This is a genomic window from Paenibacillus sp. 1_12, from assembly GCF_900114475.1.
In the GTDB taxonomy this organism is placed as follows: domain Bacteria; phylum Bacillota; class Bacilli; order Paenibacillales; family NBRC-103111; genus Paenibacillus_S.
Window position 1 is genome coordinate 120,790 of sequence record NZ_FOTE01000011.1, and the last position, 24,803, is coordinate 145,592.

Genomic DNA, 24,803 nt, shown 5'->3' on the forward strand with positions numbered 1-24,803 from the left:
TCCATGCCATCAAGAGTAACGCAAACCATGCTTAATACGCAATTACTCCGTAACTTAAATAATAACCTAGGCAGAATGGATAATTTGCAAAACCAACTGGCTACAGGTAAAAGAATCAATAAACCTTCCGACGATCCGGTAGGTGTCAGCTTTTCTCTACGTTACCGTAGTGAATTGGCTCTGAACGATCAGTACCAACGTAATGTAGATGGTGCTGTGTCTTGGTTGGATTATACGGACACCACATTAGGCCAAGCGGGGGATGTGCTGCAGCGGGCACGAGAGCTGGCCGTGCAGGGTGCAACGGGTACCAACTCGGAAGAATCACTTAATGCAATGAAAATTGAGATCGATCAGCTCAATGAACAACTACTGGGTATCGCGAACAGCAGGTTTAACGGTAAATATGTGTTTAATGGTCAGAAGACAGATGTTAAGCCGTATACGGATGTTGCAACAGCGGGAGCTACTGATTCAGATACTGAAGATATTCAATTTGAGATTGGTGTTGGTGTACGTCTGGCAATTAATAAAACAGGTCAACAAGTATTTGGTGCAGCTGATGGTGTAGATAACGCTTTTAATATTCTTAGTAGTTTGTCTAACGCTCTAAGCAGTCAGGATCAGAAAGGTATAGGAAAAGCAATTGAGCATATGGATACCAGAATGAACAAACTTTTAGCAGCCCGCTCTGACGTGGGTGCCAAGACCAATAGAATCCAATTGGCGGAAGACCGTCTTAAAGATATCGATACGAATCTACAGAGTCTTCAATCGAAAACTGAAGATGCTGATATGTCGCAGGTTATCACAAACCTGAAAATGGATGAAAATGTGTATCAGGCATCTTTATCAGCTGGATCACAATTAATTAGACCAAGCTTGGCTGACTTTTTGAGATAAACATAGCTGAGCTTAAGGGAGGTTCTTCATGCCGAGTATTCCGCAAATTCAAATTCGTCAGCAGCCGGCTTTGCTTGGCATTGATGCTGATCTCGGGACTCAGGATATTCAGCAGCCACGGGCAACATTTGAGATGACTGTGGACCGTCCCAAGCAGGACATTAGACAGCCGCGTGGAGAGATGGATATTGACCAATCTCGAGCTTGGGATGCTCTCGGTATAGGACCATCCTTGGAAGTATTCAGTCGTATTTATTCGCAGGGCCGTGAAATTGCGTTACGAGGAATTGCAAGAAGAGTAGAAGATGGAAATCGGATGGCGCAAATTCAGCTTGACTCCAATCCATTTGCGGAGATAGCCAAAAATGTCGATCGCAACTTCTCTGAATACGATTATGCAGGCGAAGCTTCCTACGATAATGTTGACATTACCTATACCGCCCATAAAGCTGAGATCAATACTATAGACGGAAAAGTAAATTTAAATACACACCCGAACCGTGTCGAATATGAGTATAACCGTGGCAAATTAAACATTTATATGCTGCAGCATCAAAGTATCGATATCTCGGTCGCTCCAATTGATTATAAAGCCTAAAGCTGTATAATGAAGCTAATCATAGCTCTTATACAGCTTTTTTATTACGTTACAATCATATACGGATAGAGAGGAAACAATCCATGAAAATAAATACTTTATATTTTGGAGAACTTGAATATAGCAAGCAGGAGATGTTCCATTTCTCAAACGGCTTGCCAGGGCTTGAAGAGCATCGTGATTTTTTATTAATTCCTATGGAAGAAGGAGTACCTTTTTCTTACTTGCAGTCCTTAGATGAAGGCAGCCTTTCGATACTGGTTACGAACCCGTTTGATTACTTTCATGACTACGACTTCTCTATGAATGAAGGGACACAATTTGAGCTACAAATTGAACAGCCTGAAGACATTGAAGTATGGTCTGCAGTCACGGTAACTGAGGATCTAAATGAAGTGACCGTTAATTTACTTGCACCAATTATTGTTAATTCTAAGAAAAAACTGGGCAGACAGATCATCCTCCATGATTCCGGCTATACCACCAAACATCCACTGCCATTGATACCGTCAGAAGAATCTATAGAGGAGGGATAATCATGCTCGTCTTATCGAGGAAAAAAGGTGAATCGATCATGCTTGGTGATCATATCGAGTTGGTGGTTCTATCCATTGAAGGTGAGAATGTGCGTATTGGTATTAATGCACCGAAACAGGTGGAAATCTATCGCAAGGAAGTGTTCGAGTCCATTCAAAAGGCCAATCGCGAGGCGGCAACGCACACTTTGAGTCCGATACAAATAGGCAAGCTGGTGAGGAAAAAGTCCGAATAATGGATTTCTCAGGACAATGGCATGTTATTAAAGATATTTTCAAATAATTTTAAAATAGCTATTCACTTTCATTAGACAAATTACGATAAATTATGTAGCGGCAAAAACATAGGGCGGCCGACCCATGTTATGCCCCAATTATCCACATGGATGTGGAATACGAAACTTCAAGGAGGAAGAATACAATGAGAATTAATCACAATATCGCAGCTTTAAACACGCACCGTCAATTAACAGGTAACACTGCTGGTGCTAACAAATCCCTAGAGAAATTGTCTTCCGGTCTTCGCATTAACCGTGCCGGTGATGATGCAGCGGGCTTGGCAATCTCTGAAAAAATGAGAGCGCAAATCCGCGGTTTGGATATGGCTGCTAAGAACTCCCAAGATGGTATTTCCTTGATCCAAACAGCTGAGGGTGCATTGAACGAAACTCACTCCATCCTGCAACGTATGCGCGAACTGGCTGATCAATCCGCGAATGGTACGAACACTGCTGACGACCGTAAAGCTCTTCAAGAAGAAGTATCCCAATTGAAAAGCGAAATCGACCGTATCGGTAACACTACTGAGTTCAATACACAGAAATTGTTGAACGGTGCTTTGAAATCAGCTGGTGGTGCAAATATCGCTCAAGATACAACTACAGGAGCAATTGTTGCTAAGCTTTCCGGTGGATCATTAACTGGCCGTATGACGTTGGCTTCTGGATCAGCGACTATAGCTGCTGCCAATTTCGCTAAGGAAACTATTACTATTGATGGGACTGCTATTGATGTAAACTGGCAGTTGCTGAATTCAGATCAACAAGACATTCTAAAGAGCGTTACATCTGGAAGTCCAGGTAGCCAAACTAAAGCTGCTGAGCTTATCGTTAACACTATTAATGCAGCAATCGATGCTTCAGGCGTGAATGTTGCTCATATCAGTGGTTATGTTGATTCGGCTGGTAATTTGGTTCTTGAGAGCGGCACTAAAGGTGTTGATTCCAAAATAACGTCAGATAACAAGGGTATTGTTGGAAAAGCAACAAGTCTTAGCGGTTCCGGTGGTGTTGCAGGTGCTGGTAGTACTACTTATAATGGAACTACAGTAATTTCAGGCGCGAAAGCTGATCTGTCTGTGAATGGAGTATTGCTTGAAGTTACAATTAGTGGTGGCGTGGAAAATGGAGTGACTTCTATGGCAAGTGGAGCCATACAGTTGCAAAAAGCAATTAACGATGCAATTACGGGATATAACACAACAGGATCAGTTAAAAAACAAGGGGAAGAAGGCTATCTTGAAGCTGTTAAAGTTACAGTAGGTAAAGATGGTAACTTTATCATTAGTAGTGAGAGTGGTCCAGTCACTTTAAAAGATCACGCTGGATCCACCGCTATTGCCGATCTAGGCTTAAGTAGTGCTCAAACGGAAGGTAGCGCTAATGGTGGAATGACCTTCCAGATTGGTGCTAACCGTGGACAAACCCTTACATTTGGTATTAGCGATATGCGTACAGCTGCACTTGGATTGTCAGCACTTGATATCTCCACTGCTTCCAAAGCATCTCAAGCGTTGACTGCTCTTGACTCAGCTATCCAAAATGTTTCGGCACAACGTTCCAAAATGGGTGCTGTACAAAACCGTTTGGAGCATACAATCAATAACTTGCAAACTGCTTCCGAGAACTTGACAGGTGCTGAATCCCGTATCCGTGATGTTGATATGGCGAAAGAAATGATGGATTTCACAAAGAATAACATCCTTTCACAAGCTGCTCAAGCTATGCTAGCACAAGCTAATCAACAGCCGCAAGGCGTTCTGCAATTGCTTCGTTAATCATTACTTTATTGGTAATACAGAAAAGCCCTACATTTATATTTATGTAGGGCTTTTTTTTATGGTGGCGCATCATGGGCGATAACTTGAGTTCAAGTCATGGTCCAATGAGTACTATTGTCGTTTTTTACTACTTAGCTGCTATAAATATTAGATCTCTTGATGCCGATAAATAGGTAGACACTTAACATTGTTAGAGAACTGAGGAGATAAAGTATGCAAGTATCTATACTGACGGAATTATGGGATATTGAGAATGACATTGATTCGATAAAAGAGCTTTTTATAAGAATCAATACAATATTAAAGCTCAATAAACGCTACATGGATTATATGACAGTTGATGGTGCCCCAGTAAAAACTGACTTTCAGGATTACATTGAAGATCGAATCAAGGATATTAGTCAAATAGATATTATTACTATAAGTCAGAAACGCCTTAATGATAATTTGCTAGTAACAGCGAATGAATATTTAACAGGTACCATCCCGCAACTTAATGGACTAGTCGATAGCTTTTATAAAGGAGCTAGCGAAGGGAGTTGGCAGAAATTCGGCGACCTTGTAGAAGGTTTTCTGTATATACACAAAGTTACAGAAGCACTATCAACCTCTGAGACTGATTACAACACTTTAAATGGGATGCTGGAGCCATTTGTAAACGATTTTAATATCAAGTTAGTAATGCTGTTGGAAGTAGCCGAACAGCGGGACTCACTCCAGATTGCTGATATCATTAATTACGAGATAAAACCATTATTAGAAAATTTCAATGTTTTATTAGAAACAACAATCGATAGTGAGGTTGTTCGAGATGATTTACACTAATAACACTTTTTTTATGAAAAATAATTTCCCGAAAGTCATAGAATTTATTGAAGATTATAAGAACGCAGAAGAGCAGGCAGCAGCATCTATAGTGTTGGCTAAAAATGGGATGCCCAATCTTGCTGTTGAAATCGAAGGCACTAGAAAGTATGTACATAGCCAATATGATCCACTAGTCGAGGCTGAAAGAATAATTGCAGATTATATAGAAGAAGCTGCAAAAGCGAAACATATTTATTTTTTTGGAGTCGGCTTAGGATATCACATCAATGAATTGTTGAAAGTTAATCCACAGGTACCCTATACCCTACATGAGCCTGAGGTTGGTATATTTAATAAACTACTTCAGTCGCGCGAGCTTACCGAATTTCCTCTAAATTTAAAAAATATTTTCTTGGGTCATAATTTCAAAGTATATTTGAGTTATTTCCTTAATAATTTTACAACCGAAGTACTGATTGTGATACATCCTTTCTATGAAAGGATGTATCCAGGCATAGTAACGAATTTTGCTAATACCTTTAAGACTGTCGTAGCAGATAGGAAAATAGCCTTGCATACTAATTTTTCCTATGAGAGGTTATGGACTTTTAATATAGAATGCAATTTTAAGAAAATTATTCAAACACAGAATATAATCCGTGAAAAGAAACATTTATTTCTTGGAAAACCAGCTCTATTAGTAGCAGCGGGTCCTTCTTTGCAAGATGAGTTTGATAATCTTCGTTATATTAAAGAAAATAAGCTAGCTTATATTTTTGCAGTTGGTTCTGCAAATAAAGCGCTAATTGTTCAAGGTGTTTTTCCTGACGCAGTTATTTCTTATGATCCGAATACTAACAATCATGAAGTATATAGAGAAATTATTGACCAGAATATCACTACTATTCCCTTAATTTTTGGTTCAACAGTAGGGTTTAAAACATTGGAACTTTATCCAGGTCCCAAGCTTCATATGATTATTAATCAGGATCAATTAACCCCTTACTATTTAGGTGATGAAGAACAAGGATTTGAACAAGAGATTATTACTGACGCACCTTCTGTAGCTGTTATAGCAATGGAATTACTTTATAAGCTTGGTTTCAATTTTATTACTTTGGTTGGCCAAAATTTTGCTTTCAGAAATGACCAGTATTATGCTGAAGGAATTAGCTATGATTCTCGTTCAACCAAGCTGAGTGACGAAGAAAAGGCAGCGCATGAAGAAGTCGAATCTGTTGATGGCGGCTATACCTATACGGTTCATACGCATAATTTAGCTAGGAAACAGATGGAAAGTGTAATTGCTATGTCGGGGAATATTGAAGTAATCAATTCCACTAAAGGTGGAGCCAAGATAGAAGGAACAGTATTTGTTCCTTTAGAGGAAACAATTCGAAACAGACTTACGGTACCAATAGTTGATCCACACTGGTATATAGGTGATAAGACTTACTATAATACATCAGCATTAGAAGAAAAAATGATTGAAATGGAAGAACATTATACGAGTCTGCGGGAATTATTATTTGAAATTGTTAAACGAATTAAACAGTTGGATAATCTCTCGCGTGATAAAAGCGCAAAGAAAATCGCCAATCTTCTCAATAAAATTGGGGTGTTGAATAAACAGATTTATGCAAACTTATATTACCAAATATACATACGACCAATGATCAGAGTTCACTATGATATCTTTCAGATAGCCTTAGTTGAGGTGAATAGTACGTTTAATATGAATGAAAGAGCACAAAAAGTTGTGCAGTCATTAGGTGTGTTTATACTCCATTGTCAAGAGTGTGTTAGAGATAATGAATCATTTTATAGAATGATGCGATCTTCGATTTATAGTTTCTTAGAAGATGAAAAAATGAAATTTGTGGAGGAAACCGCCCAATGAGAACGACTCAGATGGATTTCTGGAGCAGCGAGTTTGGATCTAACTATACGGACCGAAACATTTATTCGACAAATGATTTGGACAAAGATTATAAAGAAACCTATGGATATAGCAGAACGGAGATGAATAAAAACTTTTTACTGAATCTACCTATATATAATGTGCTGGAAGTAGGCTGTAATGTTGGCAATATTCTCAGGAGCGTACAAAGCATAGACTTAGAAAACTTGTATGGTATAGAACTCCAACCATATGCTGTCGAGAAATCCAAAGAACTATGTAGAAATATTAATATTATTCAAGGTTCTGGATTTGATATTCCTTTTAAAGATTATTATTTTGATTTGGTGTACACAAGTGGGGTATTAATTCATATTGCGCCGGAAGATCTGAACAAGATTTTTGATGAAATGTATCGAGTAAGTAAACGATATATTTGGGGCTTTGAATATTATTCGGAGTCGTATTCAGAGATACAATATCGAGGCGAAAGCGGAAAAATGTGGAAGGCTGATTTTGCTAAGCTTTTTTTAGAGCGATATCCATCTTTAAAACTAGTTAGGGAAACAAAGTACCCGTATTTAGTAGAGGGGAACATCGATCAGATGTATCTTTTAGAAAAGGTCTAGGTGCTTTATGGAAATCGTTAAATATACATCTGACGTTGATGATTTATGGAATGATTTTTGTGAATCTGAAACGGATGCCTGGTTTTGGCATACAACACATTGGATGAAATATTGTTTAATATCCAGTTTTCATATTACATCTATTAATGCTTCTTTTTTGATCATGGATCAAAGGACAAAGGAAATCATTGCAGTCATTCCACTATTTGTCGAATCCAATGATGGACATAATGAGTTTACTTATGGTGGTGGACCAACTCCTTGTTATATAGTTAAGTCTTCGTTGAGTGATAAAATTAGCAGAAATATTAAGGATCTAATTTTTCAGGAAACAAACCGAATTGCAGTATATAATCAAGTTAAAAGAATTTCGATAAATTTAATGAATGAATTACAAGTGGGTTCAGATAAGGGCTCTCTTTTTCTTTTAAAAAACAATTATATAGACACAAGGTATTATACATCTGTTTTAAATTTGCAAAAGCCTGACGAGGAAATCTTACTGGGAATGACTAAGGGTCACAGAAGTGCAATAAAATCCAGTTTGCAGAGTGGTATAACAATAGTAGTATACGATAGAAAATCAATTACTGCAGAGAAGTTTCAGAGTTTTAAAGATGCCTATTTTCAAGCAGCTGGAAAGATTACACGCCCTTTAAATGCGTTTGAGTTGCTCTTTTATTTTATCCAAATAGGTTATGCTTCTATATTTGAATCTTTTTATGAGGGTAAGAGCCAGGGCTATGTTTATGTTTTTTATTATAAAAAATATGCTTACTATGCAATGAGCTGTAGAAGTTATGAAAAAGAGGTAAGTAACTCTCATAGTATTCAATGGAAGGTTATCGGTTATCTAAGAGATATTGGAATTGCCTATTATGAATTAGGTGAGCAGTCTTATGGAAACACATTTTTCCATCCAACGGATGAAAAAAAAGTGTCAATAAGTGGATATAAAAGAGGGTTTGGAGGAGCTGTTATACCTCAAATTACAGGTGAATATTTTTACTCGGAAGAATATTTTCGTGAAGTATATCTCAAACGTATCAAGCAATTTAACGAATCCAACTTTTAATCAAGTTAGTATGAGATACTTTAATAAGTTGGAATGTGAAAAAATAAGATAATAGTGGGTGGTCAGAATGTATCATATCTACGGTTTGCTGGCTAAAGAGGTATCCGATAGCACATTAGCAGTGTGCAGGACAACCTTACAAAAATATTCTGAGCCTTATATGATTCAAGATATTTCACAGAAGTTACTATTAAAGCAAACTGATAGTCTTCTTGAAATTGGATGCGGAACTGCAACTTTACTTTACCCGCTTACTTTGCTTGTGAATGAATCTTACGGAATTGATCATCAACTTACTATAGATCGGTTGAATAATTCTCCTGTTCTAGATAATTGCCATTTAATTTCCGGAAACTGGCTTGAAGATACATTTTCATTACCAAAAGTAGATAAAGTATTAATATATAGCGTCATTCATTATATGAACTCATTTGATCAAGCTATTGAGTTTATTGAAAAATCATTGTCGGTTCTGAAAGATGGCGGAAGATTATTAGTTGGCGATATTCCGAATTCGAATAAAAAAGAGCGATTCTCAGCCACTAATTTCGGTAAAGAGTTTAATGAGAAATGGAGAAATACAAGAGAAAAATTTACTACAGATGAAGAAAGAGTAAGAGATACTCTTTTAGAAACATTAATTAATAGAGATTCATTAACAAATACAAGTACGGATAATAATAATGAGGTAATATCCTTCGAATTCTCTGATAAAATGGTTGTTCAGTTGATCCTGCATTTCCGTAAACAAGGACATGAGGTGTATCTATTACCGCAAGAGAAGTATCTCCCATTTGGTTATACTAGAGAAGATATAGTTATCATAAAAAGTGGACAGGTTTCATGAAAGAAACAAAATACAAGGCAGCAATAATAGGTTTGGGACAAATAGGTCTTACTTACGATTTTGATATAAAAAGGAATGTAATATCAAGCCATACTAAGGCCTATGTTAATCATCAACAAATAGATTTAGTTGCAGCTTCGGATATCCGACCAGAGCAAGAGGTAATGTTGAAAAGGTTATCCAATAAAACAAGCTTTTATATGAATTTATCTGAAATGTTTGAGAAACACTCAATTGATATCATTAGTATTTGCACACCTCCTACTAATCGATTTCAGTTGATTAAACAAATTATTGAAGAGGTACAACCAAAGGTTATATTTTGCGAGAAACCTATTGCCGCTAATATAAATGAAGCCAATCAGATCATGAGCCTACTAGAGAAAAGTCCTCTAGTCTTCATTCCTAATTTGTCAAGACGGTGGAATTCCGGAATTAATAGACTAAATACTTGTATAATGGAACAAAGGTTTGGTATCATACAAAAATTTCATATTCGTTACACAAGAGGTATATATAATACAGGAGCTCACATTTTTGATTTGATAAACTTATTTGCAGGACAGATAAAAGATGTACATGTGATTAATAAAGTAGAAACAACGTCAGATAAGGATAATGATCCCTCATTTACATTTAGTTTTACAACTTTTAATAATGTGACAGGTTTTGCAGAAGCATTTAATGATCATCAATATTATATGTTTGAAATCGATATTTATTTAAGCAAAGGTAAAATTGAAATACGACAAAGCGGCGATCAAATCATTTATTATCATATCAAGGAACATCCTTTATTTACTGGATGGAATAGCCTCCATCAAATGAAAATGGAGCAAAACTTACTTGAAGAATCAACAATTTGTAATGCTGTAGACAATATTGTGAAAATGTTAGAAGGTAGCACTCAATCTAAATGCAGTATACAAGATGGTGTGTATCCCATGGTAATTGCAGATATGTTGAATAATCAATATAAATTTGGTTGTTGAAAATAATTTTTCGTAAAGGATCTGGTAACTTATGTCCGATAAGCTTTCTTTGTTGGGTGGTAATCCTATTAGAACGAATCCTATTCCTTGGGTGAATTCCATGGGAGAAGAGGAATTGAAAGCTGTAACTGAAGTGATGGAGTCGGGATCACTTTCGGCCTTTATTGGAAGGTCGGGTGAAGGTTTTTTAGGTGGTTTAAAAGTTAAAGAATTGGAGTCGGCGTTCTCCCAGAAGTTTGGATCGCAATTTTCAATTTCGGTTAACTCTGCAACTACAGCGCTGCATACCGCAATTGCAGCTTGTGAGATAGGCCCAGGCGATGAAGTGCTAGTAACACCCTTCACAATGGTTGCAACTGCAAGTGCTGTTCTAATGAATAATGCTATACCGATTTTTGTGGATATCGATGATAAAACTTATAATTTGAATCCAACAGAAATAGAACAATGGATTACCCCAAGAACGAAAGCTATTGTAGTAGCTAATATATTTGGCTTACCGGCATACCTCCCAGAAATTCTCAATATTGCTAACAAGCACAATTTGTACGTAATTGAGGATAACGCCCAATCACCTGGGGCTTCGATTGATGGTAAATATGCAGGTACCTTTGGACACTTAAGTATTTTTAGCTTAAACTATCATAAAATTATACACAGCGGCGAAGGTGGGGTCATATTAACAGATGATCTGGAACTTGCCCGTAGATGTCAACTAATTAGAAATCATGGTGAAATGGTTCTTGATGATGAAAACGACTACGAGACCGTTGTGTTGGGGAATAATTATCGAATGTCGGAACTTCATGCGGCAATTGGCATAGAACAATTCAAAAAAATGGATGGTTTTCTAGATGGAAGAAGAAAGCTTGCTTTACAAATTACATCTGGTATAAATTCTTTGTATGGACTCTCTGATGTATATCTTCCTGATGGTTATGAGCATTCTTACTATATGTATCCTATTCGTTATCAGGAAGAGGAATGGGGAATATCACGAGAAACATTTGCAATGGCTTTGAAGGCAGAGGGGTTTCCGATAGGGACTGGTTATCAAAAACCTATTTATTTGTTGCCGATGTATCAGCATAAAAAAGTTTATAATCAAACGACATACCCCTTTTCTTTAATTGATAAACCCACTCAGGATTATAAGAAAGGATTATGTCCTGTTACTGAGAAGATGTACGAAAAAAAGCTATTAGTAGCTGATGTCTGCAGATTGCCATTTAGTGAAAGTGATATTACCAATTTTCTGACTGCCATTGAAAAAGTATGGAATAATAGGGGCCAATTATTAACCTATGAAAAAAATAATATTTCTTGTCCATGACCCTGGAGGCTACGATGTTGTATCTCCTTTAGTAAATAAATGCAAAGAGGAAGGGTTGTTATACGAGTTTTATTGTATAGGTCCTTCTGGGAATATTGCAACCAATTATGCAAAGAACAATGAAGAGGTAATACAATTAATTCATAGTATGTTGCACAAGAATATACCATTGGCCTTGGTTACTGGCACAAGTTGGGGAAGTCAGATTGAGCTAGAGGCAATATCTTTATTCAAGAAATTTAATTTACCAACTTTTTCAGTCTTGGATTATTGGACTAATTATTCATTGAGATTCAGACTATTGGACGGCGAATATCTGTATCCGGATCATCTTATAGTTATGGATCATTTAGCCCTCGAAGAAAGTTTATTAGACGGAATTCCCGCTCATATTATTCGGGTTCTTGGTCATCCAGGTATTGATGATTGGGTGAAAATTGAGCGTTCTAATAGCAGAGAGCAAAAAACAATATTATTTCTTTCACAGCCTTTATATGAGTTATATGGTGATTCTTTGGGGTATAACCAACATCAAGTAATGAAAGATATGATAAAATTAGTTGAAATGAGACCTCAATATTCATTTAAAGTAAAATTTCATCCTAAAGATAGTTTGAGTTTAAAAGAAAGTTATAAGGATCTATCTATAGATGGTGTATTACGCGATTTTTTAACTCAATTCGGTCTAGTTATAGGTATGAATACTATGGGTCTTCTATTTTCTGTCTTGTCAGGCGTACCTACTATTAGTTATCAGCCTAAAATTGCTGTTAGTGATAGTTGTATAACTAATAAATTAGGTTTTACAAAAATAATTGATTCCTTCGACATGCTTTTAGATTATGTTGACCATCATGATAAATATCCAAAGTTATCAAACAACCAATACGACAATAATTATTTATGGTTAGATGGAAATTCAACAAGCAGAGTGTTCGGGTTCATAAAGGAGGTATTAAGTTTATGAAAATAAGCGCAGTTGTCGCTTCGAGGATGACTTCGACCCGGTTGCCTGGGAAAATTATGATGGATTTGTGTGGACAACCTGCTCTGATTCGTTTGATCGAAAGACTGAAGAACTCCAAATATATTCATCAAATTGTTATTGCTACAACTACGAATCAACAAGACGACATAATTGTAGAAGTAGCTAATAAGATGGGAGTTCTTTATCATAGGGGTAGTGAAGAGGATGTACTGCTTAGAACCGTAGAGGCAGCGTTAGCAACAGAAACTGATCTAATAGTCCAAATCACAAGTGATTGCCCTTTGCTAGATGCTGAAACCGTTGATAAAGTTATTGAGCATAGATTAGAGAATCCTTTTCTTGATTATGTATCGAATTCTTTAGTTAGAACCTATCCTATGGGATTTAGTGTTGAGGTTTTTAAAACTGCAGCATTGCAAAAGGTGGAACAGCTAACTCAAGATCCGGCAGATAGAGAGCATGTCTCTTTATACATGTATGAGAGACCTGAGATTTTCCATTTATCTAACATCGAAGCCCCAAATTTTTTAAGACATCCTGAATACAGGCTTACTTTAGATACAAAGGAAGACTATCAAGTGATAAGTAACATTTACGATAAGCTTTATCCAGATAATCCATTTTTTAATCTATATGATATTACAAGATATTTACAAGGTAATCCTAATGTTGTCTTTATTAATCAAAATATTAAACAGAAGAAAGCAAGATAATAATCAGTTATAGTGGCTTGTATGTTACAGGAATGAGGGATAAACTTTAATGTATACTAATAAGAAAGTTCTTATTATTGGTGGTACGGGGACACTTGGCAAGCATCTGCTAAAAGAAATACTATCATTTGAACCTTCGGTTGTTAGGATATATAGTCGTGATGAACACAAACAATTTGACATGCAGCAGCAACTATCTTCATATAAGAATATCCGATATTTAATCGGTGATGTTCGTGATTATAATCGATTGATAAGAGCAATGGAAGATATAGATTATGTGTTTCATTTAGCGGCAATGAAACATGTCGCTTCCTGTGAGTATAACCCTTTCGAAGCCGTCCAAACCAATGTCATAGGCACACAAAATGTAATTCAGGCTGCTATCCAAAGCAATGTAAAGAAAGTGTTGTTTACAAGCACAGACAAGGCTATTTCACCAACTAATACTTACGGTGCCACAAAACTGACTGCGGAAAGATTAATATCCGCTGCTGAGTATCAAAAAGGGCCTAAAAATACGGTATTTTCATCAGTGAGATTTGGAAATGTAATGGGTTCTAGAGGTTCTGTTATTCCTTTGTTTAAAGAACAAATTATAGCTAACCAGGAAATTACCGTAACAGATAAAAGCATGTCTCGTTTTATGATGACACCTGCTCAGGCGATTTCACTTATGCTGGAAGCAAATGAATCTGCTCTAGGTGGTGAAGTGTTTGTATTAAAGATGCCGGTTATTAAGTTGGCGGATTTAATAGAGGTTTTAATTTCGGAAGTGACGAAGCGTTATAATATTCAAACCAGAATAAATATTAAAGAAATTGGATTAAGGCCGGGAGAGAAAATGTATGAAGAGCTTATGACAGAGGATGAAGCAAGTTACGCGATGGAAAAGGAAAATATGTTTGTTATCCCTTCATTTTTCATGGAGAAGAAGACAGTTTATGCTAATGTAAACAGCTTGATTAGTTCGCGATCTAATTCTTCTTCAATAGAATTTATATCTAAACAAGTATTAAGAGATTGGATTTTAACGGAAAACTTAATTTAAACATACAAGTGGGTACGGATATAAAGGAGTTATGCTACCTGAAAAAAGTTGGGCAATTGAATATAAGGGGGTAATCCTTTGAAAATTGTTGCTATTATTCAAGCTAGAATGGGTTCAACGAGATTACCAGGGAAAATTATGTTGAATTTATATGGGGAGACAGTACTATCCCGTGTGGTTAAACGAGTGCAAATGGCAAAAGGCATAGATAGTATTGTCATTGCAACAACATTACTTCCACATGACGACATCCTGATTGATGAAACATTAAAATTAGGTGCATTAGCTTATCGTGGAAGTGAAGAGGATGTACTGTCTAGGTATTTTGAAGCCGCGGTGAAGTATAAAGCAGATGTAATTATTCGAATTACATCCGATTGCCCACTTATTGAACCAGAACTTATCTCAGAAATGCTTGACTTCTTTCATAAGCATCCTTGTGATTATCTAAGTAATACTATTCATCGGACTTATCCAAGAGGTCTTGATGTTGAAGTTTTTACAATTGACTCATTAGCTGAGGCAATGCAGAATGCGGGACATATAGATCAACGAGAGCATGTCACACCTTATATTTATCAAAATCCAAATCGATATCATATAAAACAGTTTATAAATGCTATAGACTACTCGAAACATAGGTGGACATTAGACACGCCGGAAGATTGGGAGCTAATTCATTCAATATATAAGAACTTGTATTCAAACAATGAGTCTTTTGGATGGCTTGAAGTACTTCGCTTGTTTGATGGAAATAGTGAACTTTTTAATATTAATGCTTTTATCGAACAAAAAAAGTTGAATTCATAATTATGGGGGAGATTTCGAATGGATGTTCTCTTTCGATTAGATTCTTCCTTGCTAATTGGGACGGGTCACGCTGTTCGTTGTTTAACTTTAGCTGAGGAATTTCGCTCAAGAGGTTTTTCAGTTGGATTCATTTGTAGAGACTTAAGCGGTAATTATAATAAAATAATTCAAAAGCTAGGATATGAGTTATTTACTTTACCCAATTATCAAATGAGTCCCATTTCAGAAGGTTTAATGGATACGGTAAATGAAGAGATTAATTTTATGTGGACTGAGTTTGGTCCAAATTTTAATTTTAAATTCTTAGTGGTTGACCATTATTCTTTAGATAGTCAATGGGAGAAAGCAATGAGTCAATTTACCGAGAAAATTGTGGTAATCGATGATTTAGCTAATAGAAATCATCACTGTGATTACTTAATCGATCAGAATAATTATCTAAATGGATATAATCGCTATGATGGAATAGTGTCTGAGAGCTGCACAAGAATGCTTGGTCCTCAATATGCATTGCTCAGGAAGGAATTTAGAACTAAAAAGAGTGAAGTGAGAACAAAGGATGGTTCTATTAAAAGAGTCATGATTTGTTTTGGTGGAACTGATCCAACAAACGAAACAAGTAAAGTACTAAATAATATCAATTTATTTGATGAAGATCTCTTTTTTGATGTAATTATTGGGGAGAACAATCCGAATAAATATAATATCAGATTGCTTTGTGCTAATATATCTAACTGCAGGCTTCACATACAGACGACCAAGATAGCAGATTTAATGATTAAAGCTGACTTGGCGATTTGTTCGGGAGGAACAATGACTTGGGAAAGATATTGTTTGGGGTTACCGGCAGTAATAATTGCGGTAGCTGACAACCAAGTAGAAATAGCAAAAACGTCTGCTATGTTAAACATTGATGTATATCTAGGGGAATCCAAGGATGTAGAGGGGTATCAGGTTTGGGAAGCTGTTGAGCGTTTACTCTCCCAAAAAGAGGTTGTCTTATCAGCAAGTGTAAAAGCCTCTTCGTTGGTTGATGGATTAGGTGTTACTTACGTAGTTAATAACTTGTTAGATAAGGTGCAAACATGAAAATAATATTGCTAGGATCCAAAGCAAGTATGTTAATAAATAAAATAAAAGCAACTAACGATAACTTTATCCTTATTGAGGAACCTCTTGAAGATCATATGGAAATTTTGAGTGATGTAGATTTCTTAGTGAGTTATGGTTATAGACACGTTATAAGACCGAAGGTACTTGAACTTTTCCCGAATCGTGCTATTAATTTACATATTGCATTATTACCATGGAATAAAGGGGCAGATCCAAACTTATGGAGTTTTCTTGAGAATACTCCAAAGGGAGTAACCATTCATTATATAGATGAAGGACTCGATACCGGATACGTAATATCTCAAAAAGAGATGTCTTTTGAGCTACACGAAACTCTGAGAACTTGTTATAATAAATTAAGTTTTGAAATAGAAGAAATGTTTGGTATGGTTTGGGCAAAAATTAGATCCGGAGAAGTGCATTCATATCCACAGCTAGCTGGAGGAAGTTATCACCGTATGATTGAAAAACACAAATACGAACATCTTTTAACCATGGGGTGGGATACTCCTATCATCGAATTAATTGGTAAAGGACTATAAAAAAAGTGAGGGATAAAGAATGACTCCCAAAACAATACATTTAAAAACACGTTCCATTGGGACAAGGCACATTCCATTCGTAATAGCTGAGATGTCTGGGAATCATAACCAATCGCTTGAACGGGCTCTTTCTATTGTAGATGCTGCCGCAAGAGCAGGGGCTCATGCTCTGAAATTACAAACTTATACAGCAGATACCATGACTTTAGATCTCAAACAAGGTGACTTTTTTATTGATGATCCACAGAGTTTGTGGGAAGGTAAATCATTATATAACTTATATCAAGAGGCATACACACCTTGGGAATGGCATAAGCCAATCTTTGATAGATGTAGAGAACTGGGAATGATTGGATTTAGCACCCCATTTGATGAAACATCGGTGGACTTTTTGGAGTCATTGGATGTTGAAATATACAAGATTGCCTCATTTGAAAATACAGATATTCCTCTGATACGTAGAGTTGCGGAAACGGGTAAACCTATGATCATATCTACTGGGATGGCTTCGGTTGCAGAATTAGATGAAACCGTTCGTGAAGCTAGACTTGCGGGGTGCCAGGATATAGTCCTTTTAAAATGTACGAGCACATATCCATCCACACCCGAAAGTAGTAATATATCCACAATCCCTCATTTGAAAGAACTATTTAACTGCCAAGTAGGTATTTCTGATCATACAATGGGTATTGGAGTAGCGGTAGCAAGTGTAGCTCTGGGTGCGTCAGTTATAGAGAAGCATTTTACACTACGACGATCAGACGGAGGTGTAGATTCAACATTTTCGCTAGAACCTAATGAGATGCAATCACTTGTCACTGAAAGTGAGCGAGCATGGCAAGGTGTAGGTGTGGTGCACTATGGATTATCAGAAAAGGAGAAATCTTCGTTGATGTTTAGACGATCTCTATATATCTGTAAAGATATGAAGGCAGGTGATATGTTTACTGAGAAGAACTTACGAGCAATACGCCCAGGCTTTGGGCTCCCACCCAAATATTTATATCAGTTGATGGGGAAGGTAGTTAAATCAGATGTTTCTATTGGTACTCCAGTTACATGGGATCTTGTTGTTTAAAAATTAAATCTATACATTATAGGGAGTCAAATATATGAATATCTTGTTAACAGGCGGAGCGGGCTTTATAGGACGTTGGGTAGCCAAGCGTTTAATTGAGGATGGACATAAGCTTTGGATACTTGATGATCTATCCAATGGTTCACAGGCTAACATAGAGGAATTTACTGATCACCCTAATTTGCAACAATTTATCTTTGGCGATATCAAGGATGAAGCATTACTTGAAAAGCTGTTTCAATTAACGAAGTTCGATATCTGCTACCACTTAGGTGCGTCTATTAACGTTCAGGACTCGATTGATGATCCGCGTACTACGTTTAATAACGATGCAGTGGGTACCTTTTTTATTATGGAGCAATGCCGTAAGCATCAAGTCAAGGTTGTATTTATGAGTACCTGCATGGTTTACGATCGTTGTACGGACGAAACTGGGATCACGGAGGAACATCCTACTAAACCGGCGTCTCCCTATGCAGGAGCCAAGATCGCGGCCGAGAACATGGTCTTGTCCTATTTTTATGCGTATGGATTGCCGGTAGTTGTTATTCGTCCCTTTAACACCTATGGTCCCCACCAAAAGACCGGCGGTGAAGGCGGAGTAGTAGCTGTCTTTATTAAGAATAAATTAACGGGTAACGATGTATCAATTTACGGTGATGGTACACAAACAAGGGATTTGTTATTTGTTGAAGACTGCGCCCGTTTTGTGGTTGAAGCTGGCTATTCTAATAAGGTTGATGGACATATTGTTAATGCTGGATTAGGCAGAGATGTAACCATTAATGAATTGGCTCAAATTATCGTTGGGGATGAGTCGAGAATCAAGCATGTTGAGCATATCCATCCGCAGAGTGAGATACCTAAATTGCTATGTAACTCTAGTAAAGCAAAATCGCTTTTAGGTTGGGATCCACGAGTGTCATTGGAAGAGGGAATTAAGCGTACGGAGTCATGGATTCAAACAAGCTACCTGTTGTAAAGGTGGCTTGTTTTTGTTAGCCTCTCACTACTAATAGACGGAGGGATTATCATGGAAAAACCAGCAATTGCAGGAGGTACTCCTGTTAGAGAGCAAATGCTATCCTATGGTAAGCAATTTATTGATGAGCAAGATATTGCTGCAGTCATTGATACTTTAAGGGGAGACTTTATTACTCAGGGCCCTGCCATAAATAGGTTTGAACAAGCTATAGCTGAATACGTAGGAGCAAAGTTTGCGGTTGCATTTTCAAATGGGACAGCAGCGCTTCATGGTGCGTGTTTTGCTGCTGGAATAGGTTTAGGCGATGAAGTTATTACAACACCGATTACTTTTCTTGCAAGCAGCAACTGCGTATTATATCAAGGTGGAACGCCTGTCTTTGCTGATATCCGGAGCGATACCTATAATTTGGATCCTATCCGTGTCGCTGAAAAAATAACCAACCGCACCAAAGCGATTATAGCCGTTGATTACACGGGACAACCCTGCGATATCGATACTTTGATGAAGCTGGCGGAGAAACACAACCTGATTGTGATTCAAGACGCGGCTCACTCTCTTGGAGCTGAAGTGAAAGGACGCAAAGTTGGGGCTATTGCCGATATGACCATGTTCAGCTTTCATCCAGTCAAGCACATCACTACGGGAGAAGGGGGTATGATTACAACAAACAATGAGGAGTTTTATCACAAGCTTCTCATGTTTCGTAGCCATGGAATGACCAAAGATCCTGACCTTCTACATCACAACGATGGACCTTGGTACTATGAGATGCAGTTGCTGGGCTATAACTACCGGATTACGGACATTCAAGCGTCATTAGGTACTTCACAATTGACAAAATTGGAAGGCTTTTTAGATAGAAGACGGCAGATAGCTGCGGCTTATTCCAAGGCTTTCAATGGTTTGGAGGGTGTGACAGTCCCATATCAACAAGCGGATCATGTATCCAGCTGGCACCTGTATATATTACGCTTTGACTTAACGAGATTCCAAGCAAATCGCAAACAGATTTTTGAAGCTCTGCGTGCTGAAAATATTGGTGTGCATGTCCACTATATACCGGTATATAAACAGCTATATTATCAGCAGAACGGCTACGCAGGCACGGTTTGCCTTGAATCAGAGAAATTGTATGAGGAAATGATCACGATTCCTTTGTTCCCAACGATGACAGAACAGGATGTTCTGGATGTCATAGAATCGGTTAAGAAAATTTATCAATATTATCAGCTATAATTTATGAATTTGCTCTAATAGAAAAATATACCTCATCCGATATAACTAATATAGACTGTCGGATGGAGGTTTTTTTATTATGAGCATGAATTCACCTATAGGCAATGGTACTGCAGATTGGACTCCGAGTGTGGATGCAACACCGAAGGTAAAACCCGTACAGGTGGACACTCAAACGGCAGAAAGCGTTATACCCCCCACTATTATTAACAATGTATCGGATTTAAGGCGAGCTGAAATGACGGGCGGTCATTACACGGCAAGTGACGAACAAATGGTTAAAACAATCGAGCGGGCGATTAAAGCTGTCCAAGGTAAATCAACATCTCTTGAATTTACAGTCCATGAAAAAACCAGGCTTGTTTCTGTAAAAGTAAAGGATAGCGATACGGGAGAGGTTCTTCGCGAAATTCCACCAGAGAAATCATTGGATTTTGTAGCCAAGCTGTGGGAGATGGCGGGAATTCTTGTCGATGAGCGGCGTTAATACAGATTTAGGGAGGTAAAAACTATGGTTACACGTCTTAATGGATTGGCTTCAGGATTTGAAACGGAAACAACGGTTACAGCACTGATGAAGGCGGCGCGTATACCGCTAACCAAATTAGCTCAGAAAAAACAACTGTTGGAATGGCAGCGTGATGACTATCGAACACTAAATGCTAAGATATTGGAATTGCGTACAGCTGCTTCCGATATGAAGATACCTTCTAAATATCAATCTAAGACTGCCGCTTCTTCTAACGATAGTTCGGTATCTGTTACGGGCAGCGCTGCAGCGAATGCAGGGGTCTACAAAATTAAAGTCAATCAATTGGCAACAGCAGCTTCCGTTACCTCAGGGGATTTGGCAGGCGTAGGTTCAGATACTAAAACGCTTGGAGAAATTGGATTGACTGGAGCTACGACTCTTACCATTAAGGGTGAAAAGGGAACCAAGACGATTGACTTAAAAACTACGGATAGCATGGCGCAGTTTGTAGCTAACTTTAATGCAGAATCCAGTTCCACAGGTGTGAAAGCAAACTATGATTCGGCTATGGACCGAATGTTTTTTGTAAGCACATCTACGGGTGCAAATTCTACTGTAGACATTAAAGTAAATGACGGCGGTGTGAGTAACATTTTTAATACATCACGACCAAGCTCCATTAACTCAGGAGTTGTGGTGGTTATAAACCCAGGTACTACCGATCTTGGAGAGCTTGGTTTAACCACGGATACGACTCTTAACATTACAGGTAAAAACGGAACTCAGACGATTGACTTAAAAACCACGGATACCATTTCAGATTTTTTAGATAACTTCAATGAAAAGACTGGTCTTACCGGTGTTAAAGCGAGTTATGATTCAATCGCGAAAAGATTTGTATTTGAGTCCACACCTGCAGGTGGAGGTTCGATTATAGATATAAGTGTAAATGACGATGGTGCAAGTGATATTTTCAAAATGCGTACAAATCCGTCAGATCCGGCAACAGCTGTGCCATTGAGAGCTATGTCATCAGGTTTAACGGATACTGGAAAAGACGCCAAGATTTCCTTCAATGGAATAGACACGACGTATAGTTCCAACAATTTCACAATCATCGGTATAAATTTTACTGCCAAAAAGGCTGATCCTACTGTGGAACTAAATATCACGGTATCGCAAGACACAGATGCTATCTATAACTCGATCAAAACTTTCGTGGATAAATATAATTCACTGATAGAGGCGGTTAATGCAAAAAAAGAGGAAAAAAGATATCGCGATTTTCAGCCATTAAGTGATGAGCAGAAAACAGCTATGAAGGAAGATGACATCAAGAGCTGGAATGTCAAAGCAATGAGTGGTATGCTTTCCAATGATCAGATGCTGAACAGTGGTTTGAATAGCTTCCGGACAGCATTATCTAGTATTGTACAGGGCTTACCTACAGGACAGTATAAAAGCTTGTCGGAGATCGGAATTTCTTCAAGTGTTCTTTTAGGATCAACTGTTTCCGGAAGTTACCTAGATAAGGGCAAATTGTTTATTGATGATACTAAGCTTAAAGCGGCAATAGCCGATAATCCTGATCAAGTATCAAAATTATTCTTGGCTAATGATAACGACAAAGAAACAAGTACAGGCGATGGGATAGCTGTACGGATGTATGATCAGGCAAATCAGTTGTTCGCAAAAATATCCAATAAAGCGGGATTAGCTACAAGCGTTCAAAGTAGTTATCTAATTGGTAAGACTTTAAAGGATATAGATAAGCAGGTAGATACACTAAGCCTACGACTTGATGCTCTGGAAACACGCTACTACAAGCAGTTTACCTCGATGGAAAAATATATCAACAATATGAACACTCAAAGCGCTAATCTTACCAAGCAGTTTGGTTAAAAAGGGGGATTCACCATGATTCAGGCTCAATTACAGGCACAGGCACAGCGCAATAAATACCTAGAAACCACGGTCCAGACGGCCACCCCTGCCCAATTGTTGATTATGTTATGTGACGGAGCAATTCGTTTTTGCAAAGCTTCTATAGAAGCAATACGTAATAACAACTACGAGGAAGCAAACACCCAGCTGGTTAAAGTACAAAATATTATTAGTGAATTTGCGATTACGATAGATCGTTCATCGGCTATATCCGAGCCCTTGTTAAGGCTGTATGAGTATTTTAATTACCGGTTAATTGAAGCCAATATGAAGAAATCGACGGAGCCGGTTGAAGAAGTGCTTGGTTACTTAATTGATATGAAAGAAACATGGATACAAGCAGCCAAGCTCTCTACTGCAGGTACACCGTCGAAATCCGTAGAATCGTATGGATAAATTGATTGCTGAGCTTGAAGAGCTGACCAAGCAGGGTTTATTAGAGCTGGGATCAATGGACTATGAGCAAGTCGTTGAGTTCATGGAGCGGCGGACCTTGATTGTGGATGAGCTGCTGGAGCATATTCCTAGTCTGAGGGAGAAAATCATATACAAAGGACGCATACAAGCGGTTCTTAGCCACGATCATGCTTTTATCGCCAAAATGATGGAGCATAAGGATGAGGCCAGTCTACAGCTAGCTAAGCTTGATAAAGGCCGTACACAGCGTAATGCTTATGATATGGATAGCGCTTATGATGTGGGCAGTGTATTGTTCGACAAGAAAAAATAGATACGGTTATCGTCATAGGATATACAAAGGGACCTTTAATTTCACTTGTAAAGTGGGTTTAAGGTTTTTTTGCTTTGTGGAGAATTTGACACTATTAGGATTTATTTTACGATTTCATCCTTATTTGTGTGTAGAAGGAGTCTTTTTTTGTGGACAATGTGGATAACTCTGTGTACAACTTTATTGAAAATAGCCATGTAAGCTTATTCCTATTGAATTTGTGCCTGTGAATTAGTTATTAACGCAATGTTAATACGTGAATTTTCTAAATATTTGGCTAACAAAACGTGGATAGAATTGACACCTGGAAAGTGCGGGTGATATATTCAAATTGAGGGTACGATGCGTACTGATTCAATCATAGAGGGGAATGTTTGGCATGCAGGGTAAAGTGAAATGGTTCAATGCAGAAAAGGGTTATGGTTTCATTGAGCGTGAAGATGGCGGGGATGTATTCGTGCATTTTTCTGCAATTCAAACAGAGGGATTCAAATCTTTGGATGAAGGCCAAGCGGTTGAATTTGATATTGTTGAAGGGGCTCGCGGACAGCAGGCGGCTAACGTTACCAAATTGTAGGATCTGATATTTATTGCCTTGTGGCATACATCATGAATTAGATTGATAGCATTCATTGAGTAGACGGACATCTCGCATTATGTGCGAGGTGTTTTTTTATGCAATCCATCTGCTTGAACATGAGGTAATAAGGTTAAATGTGGAGGAGGATTGTAAAGATTCTTTGAAGATTATCGGGGAATATAGTATACTGGGATCATGAAAGGAGGAGAAGTACAATGAAATTCAACATTCGTGGACAAAATATCGAGGTAACCGAAGCGCTTAAAGACTATGTTGAGAAAAAGCTGAGCAAGCTCGAAAGGTACTTTGAAACTCCCCCTGCTTCTGAAGTAAAAGTAACGTTAAATGTAATAAAAGGATTGCAAACCGTAGAGGTGACAATTCCATTAACAGGTGTTGTGCTGCGGGCTGAAGAGAAGAACAGCGATATGTATGCTTCCATTGATCTGGTAACGGACAAGCTGGAAAGACAAATTCGCAAGCACAAAACTAGAGTGAACCGAAAGATCCGTCAAGAGGGCGGCCTCCAGGATGTATTACGGGTGGATTCACCTGTACTGGCTGATGAAGAAGACGAGGACTACGAATTGGTGAAGACCAAGAGCTTTATGATGAAGCCGATGGATATTGACGAAGCGATTCTGCAAATGAATATGGTGGGTCATAGCTTTTTCGTATTTTCCAATATGGAAACAGAACAAGTGAACGTCGTCTACAAACGGGATGACGGTAAATACGGCTTGATTGAGCCGGCTAGATAAGACAATGAACCGGGAGCTTGCCTAAATAGGGCAGGCTCCTATTAGATTGAATGAGCTTAATAATCGAGTGCATGTATATATTGCCAAGGATGGTCAGAGGGAGCTCATGGCGGTCCTT

27 protein-coding genes are annotated in these 24,803 nt (G+C 37.9%); all 27 read left to right on the forward strand.

Going from position 1 to position 24,803, the window contains the following annotated elements; translation table 11 throughout:
• Positions 1-3 precede the first annotated feature (3 nt).
• The 27 genes from flgL to hpf all read left to right on the forward strand — a co-directional run bounded on the left by flgL (position 4) and on the right by hpf (position 24,685).
• Positions 4-903: a flagellar hook-associated protein FlgL gene (flgL, locus tag BM210_RS22725; protein ID WP_091173829.1), complete on the forward strand. Its 900-nt coding sequence runs from the start codon at positions 4-6 to the stop codon at positions 901-903.
• 28 nt (positions 904-931) lie between these two features.
• Complete coding sequence (locus BM210_RS22730) at positions 932-1,501, forward strand: DUF6470 family protein (protein ID WP_091173831.1); 570 nt, start codon at positions 932-934, stop codon at positions 1,499-1,501.
• A gap of 83 nt (positions 1,502-1,584) precedes the next feature.
• Positions 1,585-2,037 carry a flagellar assembly protein FliW gene (fliW, locus tag BM210_RS22735; protein WP_091173834.1) on the forward strand — a complete coding sequence of 151 codons (453 nt, stop codon included), beginning with the start codon at positions 1,585-1,587 and terminating at the stop codon, positions 2,035-2,037.
• 2 nt (positions 2,038-2,039) lie between these two features.
• The gene (gene csrA, locus BM210_RS22740) at positions 2,040-2,273 is read left to right on the forward strand and encodes a carbon storage regulator CsrA (RefSeq protein WP_091173835.1); all 234 of its coding nucleotides are present in this window, start codon (positions 2,040-2,042) and stop codon (positions 2,271-2,273) included.
• Between the two features lie 185 nt (positions 2,274-2,458).
• Complete coding sequence (locus BM210_RS22745) at positions 2,459-4,093, forward strand: flagellin N-terminal helical domain-containing protein (protein WP_091173837.1); 1,635 nt, start codon at positions 2,459-2,461, stop codon at positions 4,091-4,093.
• A gap of 216 nt (positions 4,094-4,309) precedes the next feature.
• Positions 4,310-4,921 carry a hypothetical protein gene (locus tag BM210_RS22750; protein ID WP_091173839.1) on the forward strand — a complete coding sequence of 204 codons (612 nt, stop codon included), beginning with the start codon at positions 4,310-4,312 and terminating at the stop codon, positions 4,919-4,921.
• The gene (locus tag BM210_RS22755; protein ID WP_091173841.1) at positions 4,908-6,803 is read left to right on the forward strand and encodes a motility associated factor glycosyltransferase family protein; all 1,896 of its coding nucleotides are present in this window, start codon (positions 4,908-4,910) and stop codon (positions 6,801-6,803) included. The genes BM210_RS22750 and BM210_RS22755 overlap by 14 nt, the downstream gene beginning before the upstream one ends.
• Entirely contained in the window at positions 6,800-7,432 is a 633-nt protein-coding gene (locus BM210_RS22760) for a pseudaminic acid biosynthesis-associated methylase (RefSeq protein WP_091173843.1), read from the forward strand. Before BM210_RS22755 ends, BM210_RS22760 begins: the two co-directional genes overlap by 4 nt.
• 7 nt (positions 7,433-7,439) lie before the next feature.
• Positions 7,440-8,507 (forward strand): hypothetical protein, encoded by a 1,068-nt coding sequence (locus tag BM210_RS22765; RefSeq protein ID WP_091173846.1) that lies wholly within the window; start codon positions 7,440-7,442, stop codon positions 8,505-8,507.
• A gap of 67 nt (positions 8,508-8,574) precedes the next feature.
• Positions 8,575-9,354 carry a class I SAM-dependent methyltransferase gene (locus BM210_RS22770; protein ID WP_091173847.1) on the forward strand — a complete coding sequence of 260 codons (780 nt, stop codon included), beginning with the start codon at positions 8,575-8,577 and terminating at the stop codon, positions 9,352-9,354.
• Positions 9,351-10,346, forward strand: coding sequence for a Gfo/Idh/MocA family protein (locus tag BM210_RS22775; RefSeq protein ID WP_091173850.1), 996 nt, complete (start codon positions 9,351-9,353; stop codon positions 10,344-10,346). Before BM210_RS22770 ends, BM210_RS22775 begins: the two co-directional genes overlap by 4 nt.
• Before the next feature lie 31 nt (positions 10,347-10,377).
• Positions 10,378-11,679 (forward strand): DegT/DnrJ/EryC1/StrS family aminotransferase, encoded by a 1,302-nt coding sequence (locus BM210_RS22780; protein WP_091173852.1) that lies wholly within the window; start codon positions 10,378-10,380, stop codon positions 11,677-11,679.
• Positions 11,651-12,646, forward strand: a complete 996-nt coding sequence (locus BM210_RS22785) for a hypothetical protein (RefSeq protein WP_091173854.1) — start codon at positions 11,651-11,653, stop codon at positions 12,644-12,646. Before BM210_RS22780 ends, BM210_RS22785 begins: the two co-directional genes overlap by 29 nt.
• A complete protein-coding gene (locus BM210_RS22790) occupies positions 12,643-13,380 on the forward strand; it encodes a cytidylyltransferase domain-containing protein (protein ID WP_177237953.1) in 738 nt (245 codons plus the stop codon). Before BM210_RS22785 ends, BM210_RS22790 begins: the two co-directional genes overlap by 4 nt.
• Before the next feature lie 49 nt (positions 13,381-13,429).
• A complete protein-coding gene (locus tag BM210_RS22795; protein WP_091173858.1) occupies positions 13,430-14,431 on the forward strand; it encodes a polysaccharide biosynthesis protein in 1,002 nt (333 codons plus the stop codon).
• Between the two features lie 78 nt (positions 14,432-14,509).
• A complete protein-coding gene (locus tag BM210_RS22800; protein WP_091173860.1) occupies positions 14,510-15,241 on the forward strand; it encodes a cytidylyltransferase domain-containing protein in 732 nt (243 codons plus the stop codon).
• An 18-nt stretch (positions 15,242-15,259) separates the two neighbouring features.
• The gene (pseG, locus tag BM210_RS22805) at positions 15,260-16,330 is read left to right on the forward strand and encodes a UDP-2,4-diacetamido-2,4,6-trideoxy-beta-L-altropyranose hydrolase (protein ID WP_091173862.1); all 1,071 of its coding nucleotides are present in this window, start codon (positions 15,260-15,262) and stop codon (positions 16,328-16,330) included.
• Positions 16,327-16,896, forward strand: a complete 570-nt coding sequence (locus BM210_RS22810; RefSeq protein WP_091173864.1) for a formyltransferase family protein — start codon at positions 16,327-16,329, stop codon at positions 16,894-16,896. The genes pseG and BM210_RS22810 overlap by 4 nt, the downstream gene beginning before the upstream one ends.
• A gap of 19 nt (positions 16,897-16,915) precedes the next feature.
• Positions 16,916-17,974 (forward strand): pseudaminic acid synthase, encoded by a 1,059-nt coding sequence (pseI, locus tag BM210_RS22815; RefSeq protein WP_091173866.1) that lies wholly within the window; start codon positions 16,916-16,918, stop codon positions 17,972-17,974.
• A gap of 34 nt (positions 17,975-18,008) precedes the next feature.
• The gene (locus tag BM210_RS22820; RefSeq protein WP_091173867.1) at positions 18,009-18,956 is read left to right on the forward strand and encodes a dTDP-glucose 4,6-dehydratase; all 948 of its coding nucleotides are present in this window, start codon (positions 18,009-18,011) and stop codon (positions 18,954-18,956) included.
• Between the two features lie 51 nt (positions 18,957-19,007).
• A complete protein-coding gene (gene pseC / locus BM210_RS22825; protein ID WP_091173869.1) occupies positions 19,008-20,198 on the forward strand; it encodes a UDP-4-amino-4,6-dideoxy-N-acetyl-beta-L-altrosamine transaminase in 1,191 nt (396 codons plus the stop codon).
• 79 nt (positions 20,199-20,277) lie between these two features.
• Positions 20,278-20,685, forward strand: a complete 408-nt coding sequence (locus tag BM210_RS22830) for a flagellar protein FlaG (RefSeq protein ID WP_256223940.1) — start codon at positions 20,278-20,280, stop codon at positions 20,683-20,685.
• 24 nt (positions 20,686-20,709) lie between these two features.
• Positions 20,710-22,572 carry a flagellar filament capping protein FliD gene (fliD, locus tag BM210_RS22835; RefSeq protein WP_091173871.1) on the forward strand — a complete coding sequence of 621 codons (1,863 nt, stop codon included), beginning with the start codon at positions 20,710-20,712 and terminating at the stop codon, positions 22,570-22,572.
• A gap of 15 nt (positions 22,573-22,587) precedes the next feature.
• Entirely contained in the window at positions 22,588-23,010 is a 423-nt protein-coding gene (gene fliS, locus BM210_RS22840) for a flagellar export chaperone FliS (RefSeq protein ID WP_091173873.1), read from the forward strand.
• Positions 23,003-23,344, forward strand: a complete 342-nt coding sequence (locus BM210_RS22845) for a flagellar protein FliT (RefSeq protein WP_091173875.1) — start codon at positions 23,003-23,005, stop codon at positions 23,342-23,344. The genes fliS and BM210_RS22845 overlap by 8 nt, the downstream gene beginning before the upstream one ends.
• A 379-nt stretch (positions 23,345-23,723) precedes the next feature.
• The gene (locus BM210_RS22850) at positions 23,724-23,921 is read left to right on the forward strand and encodes a cold shock domain-containing protein (RefSeq protein ID WP_076233479.1); all 198 of its coding nucleotides are present in this window, start codon (positions 23,724-23,726) and stop codon (positions 23,919-23,921) included.
• 218 nt (positions 23,922-24,139) lie between these two features.
• The gene (hpf, locus tag BM210_RS22855; RefSeq protein WP_091173878.1) at positions 24,140-24,685 is read left to right on the forward strand and encodes a ribosome hibernation-promoting factor, HPF/YfiA family; all 546 of its coding nucleotides are present in this window, start codon (positions 24,140-24,142) and stop codon (positions 24,683-24,685) included.
• The last annotated feature ends 118 nt before the right edge of the window (positions 24,686-24,803 follow it).